The 19,870-nt window shown below is 37.9% G+C and carries 18 protein-coding genes; 3 read left to right on the top strand and 15 right to left on the bottom strand.

The features are described 5' to 3' along the window. Positions 1-8: 8 nt before the first annotated feature. Together ACTQ45_RS00610 and ACTQ45_RS00605 are read right to left on the bottom strand one after the other, a co-directional pair. Positions 9-791 carry an MBL fold metallo-hydrolase gene (locus ACTQ45_RS00610; protein ID WP_441762654.1) on the bottom strand — a complete coding sequence of 261 codons (783 nt, stop codon included), beginning with the start codon at positions 789-791 and terminating at the stop codon, positions 9-11. Beyond that, positions 788-1,339 (bottom strand): GNAT family N-acetyltransferase, encoded by a 552-nt coding sequence (locus ACTQ45_RS00605; protein ID WP_441750045.1) that lies wholly within the window; start codon positions 1,337-1,339, stop codon positions 788-790. Before ACTQ45_RS00605 ends, ACTQ45_RS00610 begins: the two co-directional genes overlap by 4 nt. A gap of 140 nt (positions 1,340-1,479) precedes the next feature. Between ACTQ45_RS00605 and ACTQ45_RS00600 the strand changes: the two genes are divergently transcribed. Then, positions 1,480-1,923 (top strand): MaoC family dehydratase, encoded by a 444-nt coding sequence (locus ACTQ45_RS00600; RefSeq protein ID WP_441762653.1) that lies wholly within the window; start codon positions 1,480-1,482, stop codon positions 1,921-1,923. Positions 1,924-1,997: 74 nt separating this feature from the next. Here ACTQ45_RS00600 and ACTQ45_RS00595 read toward each other — a convergent pair whose 3' ends face one another. Beyond that, a complete protein-coding gene (locus ACTQ45_RS00595; RefSeq protein ID WP_441762652.1) occupies positions 1,998-3,173 on the bottom strand; it encodes a galactokinase in 1,176 nt (391 codons plus the stop codon). 140 nt (positions 3,174-3,313) lie between these two features. Here ACTQ45_RS00595 and ACTQ45_RS00590 point away from each other — a divergent pair, with 140 nt between their 5' ends. Next, on the top strand, positions 3,314-4,357 hold the full coding sequence (locus ACTQ45_RS00590) for an aldose epimerase family protein (RefSeq protein ID WP_441762651.1): 1,044 nt from the start codon (positions 3,314-3,316) through the stop codon (positions 4,355-4,357). A 308-nt stretch (positions 4,358-4,665) separates the two neighbouring features. Here ACTQ45_RS00590 and ACTQ45_RS00585 read toward each other — a convergent pair whose 3' ends face one another. The 6 genes from ACTQ45_RS00585 to ACTQ45_RS00560 form a co-directional block, all read right to left on the bottom strand. After that, positions 4,666-4,788 carry a hypothetical protein gene (locus tag ACTQ45_RS00585; RefSeq protein ID WP_441750751.1) on the bottom strand — a complete coding sequence of 41 codons (123 nt, stop codon included), beginning with the start codon at positions 4,786-4,788 and terminating at the stop codon, positions 4,666-4,668. 692 nt (positions 4,789-5,480) lie between these two features. Beyond that, the gene (locus tag ACTQ45_RS00580) at positions 5,481-5,774 is read right to left on the bottom strand and encodes an alpha-L-fucosidase (RefSeq protein WP_441762650.1); all 294 of its coding nucleotides are present in this window, start codon (positions 5,772-5,774) and stop codon (positions 5,481-5,483) included. 563 nt (positions 5,775-6,337) lie between these two features. Next, positions 6,338-6,511 carry a hypothetical protein gene (locus ACTQ45_RS00575; protein ID WP_441762649.1) on the bottom strand — a complete coding sequence of 58 codons (174 nt, stop codon included), beginning with the start codon at positions 6,509-6,511 and terminating at the stop codon, positions 6,338-6,340. A 199-nt stretch (positions 6,512-6,710) separates the two neighbouring features. After that, entirely contained in the window at positions 6,711-7,538 is an 828-nt protein-coding gene (locus ACTQ45_RS00570; RefSeq protein WP_441762648.1) for a carbohydrate ABC transporter permease, read from the bottom strand. Next, positions 7,531-8,403 carry a carbohydrate ABC transporter permease gene (locus tag ACTQ45_RS00565; RefSeq protein ID WP_441763011.1) on the bottom strand — a complete coding sequence of 291 codons (873 nt, stop codon included), beginning with the start codon at positions 8,401-8,403 and terminating at the stop codon, positions 7,531-7,533. The genes ACTQ45_RS00570 and ACTQ45_RS00565 overlap by 8 nt, the downstream gene beginning before the upstream one ends. A 117-nt stretch (positions 8,404-8,520) precedes the next feature. Next, entirely contained in the window at positions 8,521-9,789 is a 1,269-nt protein-coding gene (locus ACTQ45_RS00560) for an ABC transporter substrate-binding protein (RefSeq protein ID WP_441750040.1), read from the bottom strand. Positions 9,790-9,909: 120 nt separating this feature from the next. Here ACTQ45_RS00560 and ACTQ45_RS00555 point away from each other — a divergent pair, with 120 nt between their 5' ends. Continuing rightward, positions 9,910-10,749 (top strand): AraC family transcriptional regulator, encoded by an 840-nt coding sequence (locus ACTQ45_RS00555; protein ID WP_441762647.1) that lies wholly within the window; start codon positions 9,910-9,912, stop codon positions 10,747-10,749. A 72-nt stretch (positions 10,750-10,821) separates the two neighbouring features. Here ACTQ45_RS00555 and ACTQ45_RS00550 read toward each other — a convergent pair whose 3' ends face one another. The 6 genes from ACTQ45_RS00550 to ACTQ45_RS00525 form a co-directional block, all read right to left on the bottom strand. Further along, positions 10,822-13,830 (bottom strand): glycoside hydrolase family 2 TIM barrel-domain containing protein, encoded by a 3,009-nt coding sequence (locus ACTQ45_RS00550; protein ID WP_441762646.1) that lies wholly within the window; start codon positions 13,828-13,830, stop codon positions 10,822-10,824. Positions 13,831-13,888: 58 nt separating this feature from the next. Further along, entirely contained in the window at positions 13,889-14,467 is a 579-nt protein-coding gene (locus ACTQ45_RS00545; RefSeq protein ID WP_153862231.1) for a sugar O-acetyltransferase, read from the bottom strand. Between the two features lie 5 nt (positions 14,468-14,472). Further along, positions 14,473-15,996 carry a UDP-glucose--hexose-1-phosphate uridylyltransferase gene (gene galT, locus ACTQ45_RS00540; RefSeq protein WP_441762645.1) on the bottom strand — a complete coding sequence of 508 codons (1,524 nt, stop codon included), beginning with the start codon at positions 15,994-15,996 and terminating at the stop codon, positions 14,473-14,475. A 25-nt stretch (positions 15,997-16,021) separates the two neighbouring features. Beyond that, on the bottom strand, positions 16,022-18,178 hold the full coding sequence (locus ACTQ45_RS00535) for an alpha-galactosidase (RefSeq protein ID WP_441762644.1): 2,157 nt from the start codon (positions 18,176-18,178) through the stop codon (positions 16,022-16,024). A 383-nt stretch (positions 18,179-18,561) separates the two neighbouring features. Further along, a complete protein-coding gene (locus tag ACTQ45_RS00530) occupies positions 18,562-19,017 on the bottom strand; it encodes a PTS sugar transporter subunit IIA (protein WP_441762643.1) in 456 nt (151 codons plus the stop codon). After that, positions 19,014-19,859: a hypothetical protein gene (locus ACTQ45_RS00525; protein WP_441762642.1), complete on the bottom strand. Its 846-nt coding sequence runs from the start codon at positions 19,857-19,859 to the stop codon at positions 19,014-19,016. Before ACTQ45_RS00525 ends, ACTQ45_RS00530 begins: the two co-directional genes overlap by 4 nt. Positions 19,860-19,870 lie beyond the last annotated feature (11 nt).

Raw genomic sequence — 19,870 nt, 5'->3', positions numbered from 1 at the left:
CAATTGTTCTAAAATTTCACACTCAATTGCCCGAATTCATGTAGGCCACTGCCCCAATGAACAAGCTCATGTTGTCGCAAAAAAGCCGCTGCTCGGCCAGCCTCATCCAGAATACTCGGTTCGATACCGAGCTGATTATGCGAACCAAAAACTTTTGCGATTTTGGGCAAACGACTCAATTTCTCCCAAGAAGTCACTAAATCTTCTGGACTCGTTGAGGGATAAAACGCATAAACCGGCGTTTGTGTGTACAAAACATCGCCCGTAAATAAAAATTGCGTCTGGTGATCCAAGAAAGCGACATGTCCCGGCGAATGCCCCGGAGTATGAATGATTTCCACCAACCTCTGACCTAAGTCAAGCAGCTGACCATCCCTTAAGAGCCCACTCGCTTCACCCATAAAAGGCACAAAGCCCTCCAGGTCAAAATAGGCCGGCAGGTCGCTTGTTAAATCCCGAGTTAAGTCGAACCTAATTTGCTCCAAAGTCCGCCCCTGAATACCATTCTTTAACCAAGCCTCATCGGCTGCATGAACATAAATATCGTCAAATGCAGCATGGGAACCAATATGATCCGTATGGACATGACTTGTTAAGACACTGATTGGCAAATCAGTCAGCTGGTCCGTCACTTCTTTGATAGTCGCAATGCCTAAGCCGGTATCTATTAAGGCCGCTTTATCTTGACCAATTAACAAAAATGAATGGACCTTTTCCCAATGGCCCCACTCACTTATTGCATACGTCTTTTCAGCTAATTGACGGACACTAAACCATTCATGATCGATCATACTGTCCGCTCCTTTGGCTTTGTTGCTGCTTGATCCAAATAAAAATAAATATCCGCTTTATTGGCTTGTTGAGTATAACGGTAATCCCAGTCATTAAAGCCACCAATCAAAAAGCCTTGTTTTAAATAAAAGCGACAAGCCGCAAGATTATTATCTTGGCCTATCGTATAGATGCCACGGTAACCTCTTTCTAAGGCTAACTCATGACCTTTTTTAATTAGTTCAGCAGCCACACCATTATTACGGTAGGCTTGCGTCACTTTTAAATCATGCAAGTACATGAATTTTTTCCAATCATCTTGGAAGATTGCTAAGCCAAGCAATCGCTCATCAACATACGCCCCCAAGGCAAAGCCTTGAGCCATTACTTGCTGCCAATCATAGGACTCATCAGGAAAAACATCCCATCTACTTTCTTCAAAGTAATGAATAGAATAGTCCCATTGTTGATCTAATCGCTGAACATTCAACTTACCAAACAACTCAAAAGCTTCATTTGGCATATTTAAATCTTCAGCCCTCTCTTGGCTAATTAATTTTATATCCATAGTTAATCCTCCATAGCCTTATTATACCATGTTACCGGTAACTTCCATATTAAAAACTGACCCTAAAAAGCAGAAAGCTTGCGAAGAATAACGCAATTGATTAAGATAACGCTAACATCATGAATAAAGGAGTCAACAAATTGAATGCAAAATTATATTTAGATGATTTAACCGTCGGAGATGTTTTTGAAAGTAGTCAAGACTATGAAATAACTGAAGAGGAGATTATTTCATTTGCTAAACAGTATGACCCACAAGTTTTTCATTTAGAGGTAGAAGAAGCAAAAGAAACGTTTTTTCAAGGCCTAGCTGGAAGTGGTTGGTTAACGGCTGCAGTTAGTATGAGATTAACAGTCCTTTCCCTCCCCTTAGCGGATGGCTTAATTGGTGCAGGCGTCGACCTAAAATGGCCTAGCCCTACTCGGGCTGGTGATCTTTTGTCAGTTACCATTACAATCACCGATATAAAACCCTCAAAATCGAAACCCCAACAGGGCATTGTCTCATACGAAACAATCACGAAGAACCAACATGGCGATATTCGCCAAGTTACAAACGCCAGAGTATTGGCCTTTAAAAAATAAAATAAGAGCCTTGAGATTGACTAATGTCTGTAGTCAACCCCTCAAGGCTCTTTTAATGTATGATGGCTTGAAATCTAAACTAATTCTTTTGCTCCATCACCAATTTGTGCGACATAAAAATCCGCAGCATATCCTATTTTTTCCTTATAGGCCGCTTGAACAGCTGCCTTCACTTCTTCAACTTTTTCTGAATTTACGAGAGCAATCGCACAACCACCCATTCCAGCACCTGTCATTCTCGCACCAAGTACGCCTGCTTGTTGCCACGCAGCTTCCACCAATGTATCTAGTTCAAGCCCAGTAACTTCGTAATCATCTCGTAAGCTAATATGTGATTGATTCAGCAATTCACCAAACTCTTTGAGCTTGCCTTTAGTTAGCACGTCTTTGGCCAATAAGGTTCGGACATTTTCGTAAACAGCATGCTTAGCCCGGCGTTCTAATACCTCATCATTAATTAAAGAACGATTAACCTCAAAGCTCTCTTCAGTCATTTCACCTAGACTATTGATTGCTAATTCTGTCTGCAAGCGTCTAAGTGCCTCTTCACACTCACTGCGTCTTTGATTATATTTAGAATCCGCTAATTCTCTTCGCTTATTCGTATTCATAATCAAAATGACATTATCACCGAATTCAGCAGGTACTAATTCGTAATCCAATGTATTGGTATTTAAGAAAATCGCCATATCTTTACTCCCCATACCAATCGCAAACTGATCCATGATACCTGAATTCACACCCATAAACTGATTTTCAGTTTTCTGTCCTATTTTGATTAAATCTAATCGGTCCAGAGTTAGATTAAATAAATTTTCTGCGATGACACCGATTAATAACTCCAATGAAGCTGAGGAGGATAAGCCCGCCCCATTCGGAATATTGCCGTAAATCAATACGTTAAAGCCTGAATCAATCGAATGGCCTGCCTCAATTAAATACTTCAACATGCCTTTTACAAAATTTGCCCAACTGTCTGACTCAACAAATGACAAGTCGTCTAAGTTAAAAACAATCACGCCACCTTCTTCAAAGTTCATTGAATAACAGTGAATCTCACGATCTTCACGTTTTTTAGCAATCCCATAAGTACCTTGAGTAATGGAACTTGGGAACACATGCCCACCATTATAATCGGTATGTTCACCAATTAAATTCACACGACCTGGTGAAAAAAATGCTCTTAGCTCTTTATCTGTTGAAAAAATTTCTTTATATTTGTCTGTTAGCATTGCAACAATTGAATTCATTCGTACATTTCTCCTCTGCTGTTACATTTTTTATAATCCTTATTCATGAAAGCCTTACCATAATATGGTATAATATTCTTGTCTTGTTAGCAACCGATAAAAGGTTCTAGCATTGAAATTTAATGAAAAAGGAGCATTTTATGAAAGTATATATTAAGCCTTTTGGTCAATTAAATGACCAAGCATTTGATGAAATATTTATTGAGAATAAACACGGAGTTATTGTTAGTTTTTCGGATTTAGGCGCACGCATAAATCGTTGGCAAGTACCAACTGATACTGGTCAATTAGATGACATTATCTTAGGTTACGATAATGCCGAACATGCACTTGTTGCTCGCACCTACTATTATGGCGCTACAATCGGTAGGATTGCTGGTCGGATAAAAAACGGTACATTCCGTTTAAAAGACAAAGTCCATGAGTTAAATATTAATAATAATGATCATCATTTACATGGTGGTCAAGATGGATATGACATTCAAAAATGGGCTTATGACGTGGTCGAGGGCGATAATCAAGTCAGTGTTATATTTAAATACACTGAACAAGACGGAACCAGTGGCTTCCCTGCAACGATTCATAACCTTGTGACTCATACATTTGATAACGATAATAACTGGACGATTAACTACTTTGCAAAGAGTGATGACATGACAATTTTTAATCCAACGAACCATGTCTACTTCAACCTAAATGGTAGCGAGCATGCGTCCATTAAAAATCATATTCTGGAAGTTAAAGCATCGAAATTTTTACCTATCAAAGAAGATGCCATTCCAACGGGTGAGATTGAAAGTGTTGAAAATACACCTTTCGATTTGAGAACCCCCACCGTATTTGGGGATTTATTTACTAGTGAGCATCCACAATTCAAAATAGTTGATGGCTTTGACCATCCCTTTGTATTGGATAGCAACTCTCTTTATGCTCTAAGAATTCTTCATCCAGATAATGAGCGTTCAATCATTGTGACAACTGATCGACCGGTTGTTGTGATTTACACGCATAGCGCTGTGCCAGTACCTACATCTATTTGGGGGCATGACTTGGAGCCTTATGCGGGCCTTACGGTTGAAACTCAAGCAGCTCCGGATGCGATTAATCGTCCACAATTTGGGTCAGTTCTTTTAGAAAAAGGGGATACCTTTGAAAGCACAACTTGCTATCATTTGTCATTTTAATCACGATGTTAGACCTACTAGTTACATTTTTAACTGAAATAACAAAGGAAGCATGTACATGCCACGGCATAGACAGGCTTCTTTTTTCCTTTATTAATTATCGGTTTGTGGCGAATTATCTACCGTTATAAGCAAAGAATTTTAGTTCGTCTGTCCGAATAAATTCTTATCCACCTTTGACCCGGTGTCGATCCAGTCACATCAAAGGAAACTAGCATTGCCATTTCGTTATTCTTCCAAGTCTTTTTAAGAGTGACATACTTTCAGTCACAGTGCGCATCATAAGCCCCCTCTCTAATTAAAGAAGGCTAGGTATCATCCAAACTCGCTTCATACGTAAAGGACACACGATAGCCTTGCTTGGCTTCAAATGTAACGTTTTGAGAAATGGTTTGAATAACTAATGCATCTTTCGCCGTTAATCCGTTGATTTAATGACCAACGCCCTTTAATACTTTCTGGTTTTTCTTATGATTCTAATCAAGTTGAGTACAATCTGCCCGGTGGTCACTCAAATGACATGATGGTCTGCTACATCCTCTACTCCTGCAAAACAAATAGATAATGTTGTAAATATTCAGTCAGAAGAATGACCCAAAATAAATCTTCATCTATTCCGTCAGAGTTGTTATGTCTTTGCAATCTTCAAAGTTTAGTAGTACATAACTAACAAAATCGACCGAACAAATGATTTGCTTCATGTAGTCTCTTCGTGCTTGATTACACTGTTAATTATCAATATTCAGTAATTTTATATGATTAACAGTGACTTGCTTTCTAAACTGACTAAACTTGAATTTAATTTCAGTTAAGGTCCTATTTCCGATCGCGATAATCTTTTTATAACCGTTTGAACCAACTTTTGTTATTTATTTTCCAGTCACCATGAATTAGCCCATTGATTTCTATCATTTCAAGATGTTGTCCTTGTTGAATGGCTTCGCCAAGTATAATCGTATTGAGCATTTTTCCTGTTCAAATGTAATTTCAAGCCAAGATTGAACATCAGTTTCTTCTGGACTCCAGTAGACCGAATCTAACGAAGAATCCATCAGTGAATTTATATCGACCGTTTGTTTTTATTGAAGAATCAGCCATTCCAGCTCCGTCTAACAGATTGACATCATCCAATTTTCTTCAGTTTAGCCTCCAGTTCTTTTAATGTTGCCACGTCAATCGGATCAATTAAGCCATCACGATTAGGTGGTATATTTAATAGTAAAGTAGCATTTCCCCCTACTGTTTTCTTGTATAAGTTATAAAGTTCATCGGCCGTTTTGACTGCATGTTCCTCTTCAGGATGAAGGAAGCAACCTGGACGAATAGAAACATCAACTTCTGCTGGATACCATATCAGATTTCCTTGATATGCACAAAGCGAGTCTCGCCTGCCTAAATCCTGATTCGTTGATTTCAATTCTTTAAGGAAAGGATTATCTACTGTTTGTTGAGAGATTTCAGCCGCTTTATCGGCTTCTTTCAGTTCATCAGGGACAACATTCTATTCATTGTCTCTGGTGTGTCCTCCTTCATTTTTCAATCCATCTAACATCAGAACCACAAATCGCAATCACAGTCTCTGATTGAAAATGACGAATCGTTGCATAATAACGTTCTCAATCATAATATTGATGTTTACCATTTGGCCCTTCTCCATTTGCGCCATCAAATCACACTTCAAACAGCTCTTTGTATTGAGTTAATAATTCTTCTAGTTGGGCAACGAAGAAATCATCATATTCTTTCCAAAACCATACGTTCCTTCTGTCACATCCCAAGTTGATAAATCAAACCAAATTTCATATCCTAATCTTTACATGCGCCGTAAAATTCTTTTACAATATCACCTTGCCCATTTTTCCACGGTGTGGCTGCAATTGAATGCTCTGTGTATTTACTAGGTCATAAGCAACAGTCATCATGATGCTTACACGTTAAAATTGCGCCTTTCATCCCTGCTGATTTCAATGGGTTTATCCACTACTTAGTATCTAAACTCTCCGGATTAAAGCCGCTTAAATCCTCATGTCCCTTTCCCCATTCACTGTTTGTCATAGTATTAATACCGAAATGAATGAAGCGATAAAATTCTAAGCCCTGCCACTTAAGCTGATGACTTCTTGGTTTTACATTCGCTGCTATATGGATAGTCATTAACACCCACCTCTACTGTCTGTCAAAAGGAATCCCACTTTTAACTTGTATTCCTTCTTCGATCTTACTTTCTCAATCAACTGCAACTGCCTCAGCGTAAGACAGGCCTAGACGATTGTTGACATTGAATGATTTTATATATTGAAAAAAGCTATTTGATGTTTAACAATCTAAACATCAAATAAGCTATAGTTAGTAACTATTTAACCGAACCTAGCATACCTGCTACGAAGTATTTCTGTAGCAAGAAGAAAATAACTAGTGTCGGAACCATTGAAATTAAGATGGCTAACATCATCATACCGTAATCTGGTGCATAACTTGAACCTAAATTCGACAGCAACAATGGGACCGTTTGCTTATCCGGAGACAGCAATGTAACCAATGGCCACAAGTAATTATTCCAACTGTTCATAAAGGTAATAATAGCTGCGGCAGCAAAAGAGTTTTTCATTGTTGGCATATAAATTCGAAGGAATAAGCCAAATTCGCTTAAGCCATCAATTCTACCGGCCTCCAATAACTCACGCGAAAACATTTTGGTGTTTTGGCGGAAAAAGAATATTAGAAAGGCAGTAGAAATGTACGGGAGAAATGCTGAGACATATGAGTTTATCCCAATAGAAGGAGTGACACTACTGAATACACCAAATAATTGGAATAAAGGTATAATAATCGCTGCAAATGGAATCATCATGGATGTTAACAAGAAATTGAATATAAAGTCTGTGGTTTTCGTACGATAAATTTCAAAACCATAACCTGCCATAGAACCGATTAATAATGCGAGAGTCGTTTGTCCAAAGGCAATAATTGTTGAATTTTTAAAGGCATTTAACAAATCAGTACGCTCTGCCAATGCTTTCCAGTTATCTAAAATGGCTGATCCTGGCATCATGCGCCCACTAGTCACATCGACACTTGTGTTAGTCGCACTTACAATTAAAAAGTAGAATGGAAAAGCAAAGATGATCGACATCATAATTAAGAATAGATACGTTAATACTTTATTGGATTTTTTAGTCATTTCGATTCCCCACTTTCATTTGAAGCGCTGAAAGAACAATAATGACAACTGCAATGACAAAGGACACTGCGGATGCATAACCGAAGTCTGGTGTATATTTGAAACTTAAATCATAGATATACTGTGACACTGTTAAGGTGGCATTTCCTGGTCCACCCTGTGTTATGTTCATCGTCTCATCAAAGAGTTGTAGTGTACCTATCGTTGAAGTAACAGTAGTAAATAAAATCACCGGCTTCAATAATGGTGCCGTAATTTTAAAGAATTGTTCCACTTTATTTGCCCCGTCAATATCGGCTGCTTCATAGATACCAGGATCTATATTCTGAAGAGCTGATAAAAAGAAAATCATATTATAACCTGTCCAGCGCCAAGTAATCGCAATGATAATAACTACTTTTGCTAAAACTGGGTCTGACAACCACATAATTGGTGCATCAATAATCGATAAAGACAATAAGAACTGATTGATGATTCCAGTATTAGAAAACAGATATTTAAACACTAGTGAATAGGCAACCAATGAGGTAACTGAAGGCAAGTAAACTATTGTTCTAAATAAGCCTCGTAATTTTATGGTTTTCTGATTTAGTAGTACTGCAAAGAACATTGCAAGTATCACCATGATTGGTACTTGAAAAATCAAGAAAATTAGCGTGTTACTAAAAGCTTGCTTAAATACTGGATCTGCCAGTAGACGACGATAATTGGCAATTCCCACCCAGTTTAAATTGACCCCCATCCCACTTTGCATTGAAAGCAAGAATGAACGAACCATTGGATAGAAATAGAATAATATAATTAACAGAGTGGGAATAGAAATAAATAGTAAGCCCATCACTTTGTTTCTTCTCGTGTTAGTCATGTGCATTGTAAATGCCCCCTTTTTTAAATAAAGAAAGTAACCAAATATCACTGTAGAATAGTCCCGTCCAGAAATATTTGGTTACAATCAATGTAAACTTCTAACTAAACTGATAAATTATTGTAGTTGATTTTCAGCTTGTTGTTGGGCTGCTTCGAACACTTCATCGATGTCTCCGCCAGATAAGTATTGTTGTAACGCATTTTTCATGATATCTTCAATTGCGTAAGTATGTGAACCATAGTTAGTTGAAGGGATTTCTCCTGACCATTCAGCAAAGTCTGCATAGATATGTTGACCACCAAAGAATTCTACTTCAGTTTCGTAAGCATCTGATTCTAATAATGGTAAGTAAGTGCCTAATGCGCCAATTTCATTCATGATAGTACGATAGAATGTTTCATTTCCACCTACTGTTGCTCCAATAAAGGCTGCTGCTTCTTCTGCACCTTCAATATTTAATACGTAGAATGATGATCCACCCAAGTTAGAAGCGTTCACTGAACCTTCGATGTCTTGTTTAGGCCATGGCACAACTGCCCATTGTCCTGCTTGATCTTCAGCTGCTACGATTGATGGTGTAATCCAGTTACCTTGTGGAACTGTCGCTACAATACCTGAGTTAAAAGCTTGTAACATTTGCGCCCAGTCATTATGAACGTTTACTAAATCTGCATCATACATTGACTTGAAGGTCACAAATGCTTCTTTTAAAGCGTCATTGTTTGTAATGTTTGGTGTTAAGCCGTCATCTTCAGTATACCAAGCACCACTTGCGTTTATCATTGCACGTAAAAGACCTAAGTCATTTAAGTCCATTGATAATAATTTAACACCTGTTGTCTCATAAATCGCTTGACCCACTTCTTGTAACTGTGTCCAAGTAATATCAGTTACATCTTCTAATGTATAGCCAGCTTCTTCTAATAAATCGACACGAACGTATAATCCAGTTACACCAGTATCAAAAGGTATCCCGTAGCTTACACCATCTAGTGATGTGGCTGTAACTTTATATTCTGCAAAATCATCAACATTGAAGTAATCTGTCATTGGGAAGAAGGCATCTGGATATGATTGTAAGAAACTTTGTGCACGATAGTCTTCAATTAAAACGATATTTGGTAATCCAGTAGTAACCCCAGAGCTTAGTGATGTATTTAATCGTGAAACAATATCATCTTGTGCACTTTCTACGATTGATAAATTGAAATCAGGATTCTCCTCTAAGTAAATGTCTCTAGCAACTTCTAACGCGCGAATATTAAAGGCAGGATCCCAAGCCCATACAGTAACCTCTTCTTGAGCTTGTACCTTAGATGCTGTGAAACCTCCAACATTTAAAAGTAAAGCAAACAGTGCGAAAAATTTAACGACCTTTTTCATTTTAACATTCCTTTCTGTAAGCGTTTTATTAATTATAATTATAGTCCTTAAAACCGCTTACTTATATGTTATAATGAGGACAGTCTATATCAAAATGTTTCATTAGAAATGAGGAACCTTATGAAAGAACTTTGGAAGTACTTTGAAAAAAATGATCATGATATCAGTATCGACGAATGTGGGATTCAACAATTCTTCCCGAATCAAGCTTATGCTTACAATAGTTATCAAAACTTTGTCATCCATTACATTGAGTCTGGCAGTGGTATTTACGAGGTTAATCAACAATCTTATGAATTATCTGCTGGTGACGGTTTTATCGTCAGACGAGGAACAAAAGTAACCTACTATGGAGATAAAGAACATCCTTGGAAATATTATTGGGTAGGTATCAATGGTCGTCATTTAAAAAGTTACTTAAAATTAACGACCTTAAAAAATGAATCAATCATTCGCTTTACTTCAGACAGCCAAGCTGCGAAGGTCTTGAAAGAGATTTGCTTGTTCACCAAAAATAATCAAGATTCAACAAATAATACGGTTTGGTATAAATTTAAAGTCTATGAATTATTATGGACTTTATCGAATGAGTTTCGAGATAAAGAGTATTCTTTAGAATTGCCACAGCGTAGTTATGAGGAAGTAGCTTTTGATTATATTCAATCAAATTATAGTAAACGCATGACAATTACGGACGTTGCCAATTATATCGGCATTAGTCGTAGTTACCTTTACCGCTTATTTAAACATAAGTATGAGATGTCCCCTCAAGAATTCTTACAGGAAAAAAGGTTAAAAACAGCCAAAAAATTGCTACACACAACCAATAAAACCGTTAACGAAGTGGCTTATGAAATAGGTTATGATAATCAATTGCTCTTTTCAAAGAATTTTAAAAAAGAATTTGGTATGAGTCCGAGTATGTACCGCAAGATGGCCGAAGATTCACATGACAGTTGAATAATTTTATATCGAAATAAAAAAGTCTTCCGCCCTTTCTCATAGAGTTAGGGCTGGAAGACTTTTATCGTTTTATAGTAAGAAAATACTTAAGCCAAATGTGAACTGTGGATCATTAAATTGGAAAGCTTCATGTAAGACTGGTCCACATGCATTACTTCCTAAGCCACTTTGTTTAACATCTAGATGTAAATATGTTACATCTTCTATCTCTAATAAGTCACGGTGCATAACGTCCGTTAACTGTTTAGTTGAGTAGTTTGACACGTTGAATGAGAATGGTATTTCACTTGTAAAGCCTAAACGCTCCTTCTCACTTGACAACATTAAGTCTTTGACGAAATTGTGACTGCCGTTTTCTTGTGGGGTCACATACGGTTCGTAGAAATCAGATACTCTGCCTTCAAATGTCCCCAAATAGCTCGCATAGTGTTTATCTTGGTAGCTTTCGTATGGCCCGTTACCGTAATAAGATACCTTGTCCATTTGCGAAATCATTGGTAAGCGTAAAGCAAACCGTGGTAAGAATGGCATTAATGGATTCTTTTCAGCATCCATATCTAGATAAATCGAGCCGTTTTGATTCACAAACCACTTGATTTCAAAGTTAATAATCTCTTGACGGGCAACTGAGTTGATTACACCGCGGAAAGTAAAGATGTGCGCTTCAGCGTTTTCGACGTAATCAAATTCATGAACTCTTGTTTGAGCACGGTCGTAGTTGGCTGCATACCATTCTTTCTTAATATTACGGTCGTTATCAATTGGTGCTCTCCAAATCGTCCATTCTCCTGGGCTAACCAACAGGTCTCGTTCATTACGGGTTATTTGGCTAATTGCGCCATTACGTTTACTGAATTTTACAACATCTAAACCTATTGTCACTACAAAGTCCGCTAGAGTTTCCGTTACTTGGATCGCTTTAACAGAAGGAACTGGGATTAAATCTGACTCATATTCTTTTAGAATGACTTGATCAAAGCCCAACTCATGGCCGTCATAGTCTGGGTCATTGGCAATCGACGTCACAAAGCGTACGCTTCCTAGCGCTTCTTTAATAGTTGCTGGTACGTCTAATGCTAGGGTCGCTTCAGCTTGTGGTGCAATGTCGAAATCCGTTATTAATTTCGTTTCAAGCAACTTGCCTTTCACATCATAATATTCAACCGCAAAAGACACTTTTTCACTTGAGTAACTAAAGTCATATAAGTTCTTAAAGGTGAAGCTTAAATTCGTCTTGTCTGCTTCGGTTAATAGAATCCTTCTAAAAATTTGACGGTGTTCTAGAACGGCTGTATGTGGCGTACGGTCTGGATAAACTAAGCCATCCATACAGAAGTTACCCGCATGTGGATACTCACCATGGTCGCCACCATAACGGTAAACCGGCTCTTCATCTGTTCCTCTTGTTAAGTTAACCGAATGGTCTGCCCATTCCCAAACAAAAGCCCCGATAAATTCTGGTTTTGTCATCATATAATCATAGTATTCTTTAATATCACCTGGACCGTTCCCCATCGCATGGATATACTCACAGAGAATGAATGGACGGTCGATGCCATCATTGAAGTATAACTCTTCGATTTCAGTCACTGACGGATACATACGACTATACATATCAATAAACTCGTCATTGAAGTCTATTGAGCGGTCACGGTACCAATAAGCTTCATAGTGTAATGGACGAATTGGATCGAGTTCTCTAGCATGACGTAAGGCATCTTCAATCCCAATACCATAACCTGATTCGTTACCGGCTGACCACATAATAATCGAAGAATAGTTGATAAATGGCACAATACTTGCATCCATCCGATCAACAAAAGCCTTAGAAAATTCTGGATCATCCGCCATTAAGTTATAGTTGTCGTTTCCACCCACTCCGTATAGATCAACCACGCCGTGTGTTTCCACATCTGCTTCACTCATGACATAAAAGCCCATTCTATCGGTTAATTCATAGAATTCTGCAGTCTTAGGATAGTGGGCGGTACGAACGGAGTTAAAATTATACAGTTTCATTTGTTCTAAATCATGAATTTGATTTTCAACCGTCACGCTCGCTCCCGTATTTGGATGTGTATCATGATGGTTAACACCCACTAATTTAATCGATTGATGGTTAACAAATAATTGTTTATCCTTAATTTCAACGCGCCTTAGTCCAACTTCTTGACGGTAGTATTCACCAGCAACGTTTAATACTAGTAAGTATAAATTAGGATGCTCTGCGTCCCATAAGTCTGGCTGAGCTATTTTAAAGTTTGCTTGCTCAGAAATGTTAATGCTTCTTTCTTCAAGTAATTCACCACTTGGTGTGAATAAACTGACTGTTACTTGTTCAGTTCCAAGCGCATCTAGAATATCGAGAGACACAGTTGCGGTCTGTAAATCCTCCGTCACGTCTGGTGTTACTTTAAAGTGATTAATGCGCTTTGCTTGTCGTTTTAATAAAAAGACATCTCTAAAAATTCCACTATAACGGAACTTGTCTTGGTCTTCATAATATGTTCCATCGCTCCATTGAACCACTAATACTGATAGTTGGTTGCTGCCTGTGTGTAGTGCTTCGGTAATATCAAACTCTTGATTAGCATGGGATATTTGCGAGTAACCGATAAAGCGGTCATTGACCCAAACATAAAAGGCTGAGTCTACCCCTTCAAAGTTCAAATGAACAGATTCACCTGCTTCTAGCGTTTGAATGTCTAGTGTACGCTTGTATAAGCCTGCGGGGTTGTCATAAGGTACAAAAGGCGGGTCATAAGGAATTGGGTACTCAGTGTTCGTGTATTGAATCTGACCATAGCCATGTAATTGCCAGCAACTTGGTACTGGAATCGAATCATAGTCTAATTTACTTGTATTTGACGCTAACCAATATTCTTGATCGATCAAGCGAACATTATCAAAATAGTGGAAATCCCACGTCCCGTTTAAATCAACATATAAGTCTGATTCGCGTCGATTTAAGGACGTCTTTGCAGCTTCAGCTGTTGAGTAAGGTACATAATAGTTACGGCGTGGCATTGTGTTAACACTCAATCTGTTCAAATCTTCGAAATAGTTTGGAATTATCATAAGTCATCTCCTCATATTAAATCGGCTCTTTTGCCATATTGTTATTTCATCCGTTTTCTTACACTTCATCATAAAACTCGTCATCATTTACTGTCCGAATGACTTTACATGGGTTACCATAAGCAACCACATTCGCTGGTACATCTTTTGTTACAATACTTCCTGCGCCAATGACACTATTCTCACCAATACTCACGCCACCAAAAACAACCACATTTGACCCTAGCCAGACATTATCTGCGATTACGATTGGACGGTTGAATTGATATGCTTGTCTACGTAAGCTAGGTTCTATTGGATGACTCGCCGTTGTTAACACACAGTTAGGCCCGAACTTAACGTAATCTCCAATCGTAATGTCTGCGTCATCTACTAAAGTCATATTGAAGTTTGAATAAAAATTCTTTCCTAAACTTGTGTTTAGTCCCCAGTTAGCATTGAAAGGTGTTTCAATCGTCACATTCTCACCTACTGAAGCAAAAATTTCTTTGATTAGGCTTTGACGTTTCTCTTTTTCATAAAGCGGTGTGTGATTATAATCAAAGACCATTTGATTAGCTCTTGCTTGAATCGTTAGTAACTCATCATCAGCCGAGTTATATATTTCACCCGATTTCATTTTATTAAAAATTTCCATTGTGTTTAGTATCCCCTTTCTTTATCAGTCGTATCGATCAGATAGTTGATAAATTTTTTAAAGGCAGTTAAGCCTGTGTCTGTTTGCTTATAGACCCCCGCATCTTCTAAAATCCGGCTGAATTTCGCACCAACTTCACACTCAATGAAACGGTCAATCGTATGGCGATCAAATGATGGATGTGCTTGTCTCAAGTCTTGCGCCCATGTTTGATGGGGTTGGGCTACAGCATCTAACGTTGTTTCATTTAATAAGTATCGTTTGATTCCATCTAGTTCACTCAGCAAACGTGGCGGTAAGATCGCCAAGCCCATCACTTCGATTAAACCAATGTTTTCCTTTTTAATGTGTTGTACGTCTCGATGAGGATGGAAAATCCCCTCTGGATACTCCGAGGAAGTTCGATTATTACGTAAGACTAAATCCATTTCATAATGTTCGCCTCGTCTTCTGGCAATCGGCGTAATCGTATTATGTCTTTCGCCATTTGTATGTGAATGAATGTCTACGGCTGGATCACTATAAATCATCCAGATTTCGTGAATTCTTTCAGCTAAATCTGCTAAATTCTGACGGTTTAAACTGCGTATTCTCAAGACACTCATTGGCCATTTCAGCAGTTCGATTGACACAGCCTCATAGGATGCAAGCGAAAAACTTTCAAGAACCGTGGCTCGATCCATTGCAAATTCATAGGCGCCCCCTTGATAATGATCATGCGCCAGGATTGAACCACCTACAATTGGTAAGTCAGCATTCGAGCCAGCAAAATAATGTGGCAAAACACTGACGACATCTAATAAATGTTCAAAACAAGCACGGTCAATTGCCATCGGACGATGGCTTTCACTTAGAAAAATACTATGTTCGTTATAATACACATAAGGTGAATATTGCATCCCATAGTTTTCTCCACTTAGTACCAGTCGCACTAAGCGGTGATTTGCTCTGGCTGGGTGATTGCTTCTTCCCTGATAGCCCTCGTTTTGCATGCATAATAGACAAGCCGGATAAGCAGATGCCGGTGCACTTTTAGCTAAAGCAATGTCTTTAGGGTCTTTTTCTGGCTTAGATAAATTGATGGTAATATCTAAATCGCCATAGTCACTAGGGCTTTTAAACGCAATGTTTTTAGCGATTTGACGCGTTTTAATATAATCATTCGCTTGAGATAATTGATAAAAATAGTCCGTGGCCTGTTCTGGATTTTCTTTATATAGCGACCAGAACGTTTGGTTTAAAACTGAAGGAGTCGGTGTCACTAAATCCATGATTTCCGCTTCAAATTGTTCGACTTCATGGCTCATTGTGCTTAGTAAACCTTGTGTTTGAGCATAGTGTCTGATGGCATCTAGGCTGTTTAATAACTCTGGTAAATTACCATCTGACAATGATTCACTGGTTAGTTCATCTACTTTCACAAGAGCTAACAAACGGTTTTGGATATAGTAACGGTCGACCTCACTAATTAAATTCAGCTCAATTGCTTGTTGTGTAAATTGTTTGATTAATTTAGAAATACTTGTCATAGTTGTTCACTTCATTTCATTTGGACTATACTTTAGTCAACAACAGTTGCAGACTTTGGAAGTCGCCACGCGGCGTATCCATCGTTAAGCCAGCATACATTAATTCTGCGCCTGAATACAGTTGATCTGTTTCTTCTAAACAATATAAACTGTCTTCTTCAAGGCCTTTTAATTTGACTGTTGTTTCCATGTCTTCATAGGTTGATAAGACTTTGACATAGGTTAAGAGCACTCGTTGTTCATATGTAAATTGAACGGCTGTTTCATTCGCCGTATGCATCAGGCGATACTGTTGACCAAATTGAACGATTGGTCGCAGTATTTTGTAACGAGTGACTTGTTCTTTTACTGCTTGCTTTTCTTCGTCAGTTAATAAGTTTAAATCGAGCTCGTAACCTAAATTCCCCATCATCGCCACATCCGCACGTGTTTTTAAATCAGTGATTCGATTCATTTGATGGTTAGGAACTGCTGAAACGTGAGCCCCCATCGAAATAACTGGATGTAAGTAACTACTACCGTGTTGAATTTGCAGTCGACTTATTGCATCTGTATTGTCACTCGACCAAACTTGTGGGAAGTAACGCATCATTCCTAAATCATTACGGCCACCACCACCTGAACAACTTTCAAATAGAATGTGGTCATGCTTCGTTGTCAGATACTCCACTAAGGAATATAGGCCTAACATGTATTGGTGAGTTTGCATCATGCTGCCAGCGTAATCTTGACCATTCCCAATATTAGTTATATTGCGGTTCATATCCCATTTGACGTAATCAATCTCGTGGCGAGAGAGTAAATCATCTAGCAATTTCTTCATATAGTTAACCACTTCTGGGTTCGCAAAATTCAAGACTAGTTGATTACGTGAATACGTGTGAGGACGCTCAGGTAATTGAATCGCCCATTCGGGATGCGTACGGTACAAGTCACTATCTTCAGAAATCATTTCTGGTTCAAACCACAGGCCAAATTGTAGTCCTTTGCCTTTAACTTGAGCAATTAATTCTGCTAAAGTTCCTTGGATTTTCTCCTCATTGACTTGCCAATCACCTAGAGATGAATTATCATCCTTTCGCTGACCAAACCAGCCATCATCTAAAACAAATAGTTCTATGCCTAACTCACTCGCACGCTCGGCAATGTCCAATAATTTATCACGGTTGAAATCAAAGTAAGTCGCTTCCCAATTATTTACTAGTATTGGACGCGCTGTCGTAGCAAATTGTTCTGGTATGATGTGCTGAGTGATAAACTCATGACTTGTCTGGCTTAAGTCATTGAGTCCCTTGCTTGAATAATTGATTAAGGCCACAGGACTATTAAACTGTTGGCCAGCTTCAAGCGTCCAACTGAAGTTTTCATGATTAATGCCTAAACTTAAACGCACATCATTTAATTGACTTTGCTGGCAAATTAATTCAAAGTTTCCACTATAAATTAATTGAATCGCTAAAGCTTCACCATAATCATCAGTCGTTGTAGGGTGAGCTAAAATGGCAGCCGGTGTTTGAGCATGACCGGATGCTCCACGATTAGAAGAAACCCTAAAAATGCCTTGATTCAATGTATGACGTCTGACGGTTTTTTCACGGGCATAAGCTCCTTGGAAAGTGATTAAATCGTAATCATCCTTAGGTAGATCTAACATCACACTTTGTAATTGATGAATGACGGCTCGTTCTTTGCCGACGTTTCTCACTTCTGAAAAAGTTGTAATGGCATCACTTGTATTATAAACAGTAAAATGTATGATTAATTCTAACTCAGCGACCGTGTCTGCCAAGGTAATCGATAAAGTGGTCGCGTCTTCAGCTTGCGAATAAGGTGACGGTAATCCTTCTGAAGCAAGCACTCCTGCATTAATCTCATAGGAAACATACCTAAAATCCGTGACATCATTATTGCCATGTTGAATCCGTATAGACGGTTGACGGAAATCCCCTAAGCCATGTTGACCGATTAGCATTCTTTGTGTATCTAAGGAAAATTCTCTGCATTCTGGATAGGGATTACCCGAAAAGGCATGGTCCTTCAATATCACCGCATTCGATTGATGGTACTGCTTCACTTGGCCTCCAATATATTTCATGAACAAATACCCAGAGTGTTCTTCAATAATCATAGTCATATTTTTTGAATGTAAATAAAATAATGATCCTTCTTTAATAATCTTCATCTGATCGTCCCCTTTCAATATAATGATAACGCATTCAACTTTGTTTCTAAATGGATTTATGTGAACACTTCTGAAGATTTTATGCAACATTTTGACATACGATATTAAATCTCCATGCTTCGCTTCAAATAAGACGATTAACCCCCCATCGAAAAGAATAAGGAATTAAAGTTTTGACGTAAAACGTTCATAAAAACAGAGTGACAGAAGGCCAGAAGGTTATTTGATGAAAAGACGGCAGCTTGTGACAATCCTCATGTTTAGAGTCATCATAACGTTTATATCAAGAGATGATGATTAAATACAAAAAAAGCTAGTCACACAAAAGACTCATCTTTTGTATAGCTAGCTTCATTTTTATATGTTCGTGAAGCGTTGGATAATTAGAAATCATCCTCGTCATCATCGGTATCGCCTTCATCTGAATCGTCGTTTGTTGGCCAAACAACCATACTGTTTGAAGCTTCTTCTAGAATAGCAGCAACGGCATCTTCGATGCTCGATCCAACCATATTCTGAGTTAATGCCACTAAAATCATCGGTAAGTTAACACCTGTGATTACATAAACTTTATCTTTCTTATCTTCTGGTAAACCGTTAATTGCAATCATTGATTGATTATATGGACTTGCTCCAAATAAGTCAGCAAAAATAATTGTACCATTGCCTTCATCGACTTTATTGATTGCTTCAGTCAATTGGTTGCCTAATTCTGAAACATCGTCTCCATGAAAAAGATTTAATGTTTCAATCGAATCTGTTCCACCCATAATTAATTCAGCTGCATCTTTGATGCCGTCACTCATTTTACCGTGTGTTGCAATAATAATCCCAATCATTTTGAGACCTCCTTGGATACTTTTTCGATAATAGCTAATACTTGATTCATATTGGTTTCGTTCAATTGAAGCGACCGTAAGTCTTCTAAAGACAGTTGATAGCTATTATCTACCTTCTGAGCACTAATTAAGTGAGACAGATTGTTATCACTCGATAATAAATGTAGCTCTTGTTTAGAGCCAATACTATCAAGATGATAAATTTTAGCTGAAGTTTCTTCTCTCAAGCGATCGAGTCCACCTTCATTCAAGCTACCAGCGTCTAGAAAAGCATAAGCTACTCGTTTGTTTTTTCTTAACTTACTAATGGCTAATAATAATACTAATATTGAAGAGGTATTTTGAACTAAATTTTGACGATTTGGCCAGCCTTGTGCAAGTTGTCCGAAAAAGAAAAAGTATACAATCATACCAATCACCATCGAAATAAATTGCCATGTAAATGTTTCAAAATTCTGAAATATAGGCATTGCGATAAACCACGTTATCGCAAGCCCTATTAAGAGATAAAGAACAGATGACAATAAAATTAATTTGGTTTTTTTACGTTTACGCTCTTCAATATTGAAAAACTCATACGCTTCAATATGTTTACTAGGTGTATCATAATAAGTACTGAAAATAACTTTCGCATTTTTAATATTACCGACATAAAGATTACGGTATTCAGCGGCATTCTTTTCATAGAACTTAAAGTGATCAAGTTTAATATCGTCACGAAATTGTTTAATATCAGCTTCTAAACTTTGCAAAAATTTATTTTTCTGCGCAAGTGTATAACGGCTTTTAAAGATTGAATGATACCGAATGTACCAATCTTTTATTAATTGTTGTTGATCCATTCTATCATTCC

The organism is Fundicoccus sp. Sow4_D5, from assembly GCF_052116365.1.
Classification (GTDB): domain Bacteria; phylum Bacillota; class Bacilli; order Lactobacillales; family Aerococcaceae; genus Fundicoccus.
This window is presented reverse-complemented; position numbering and strand designations above follow the sequence as displayed.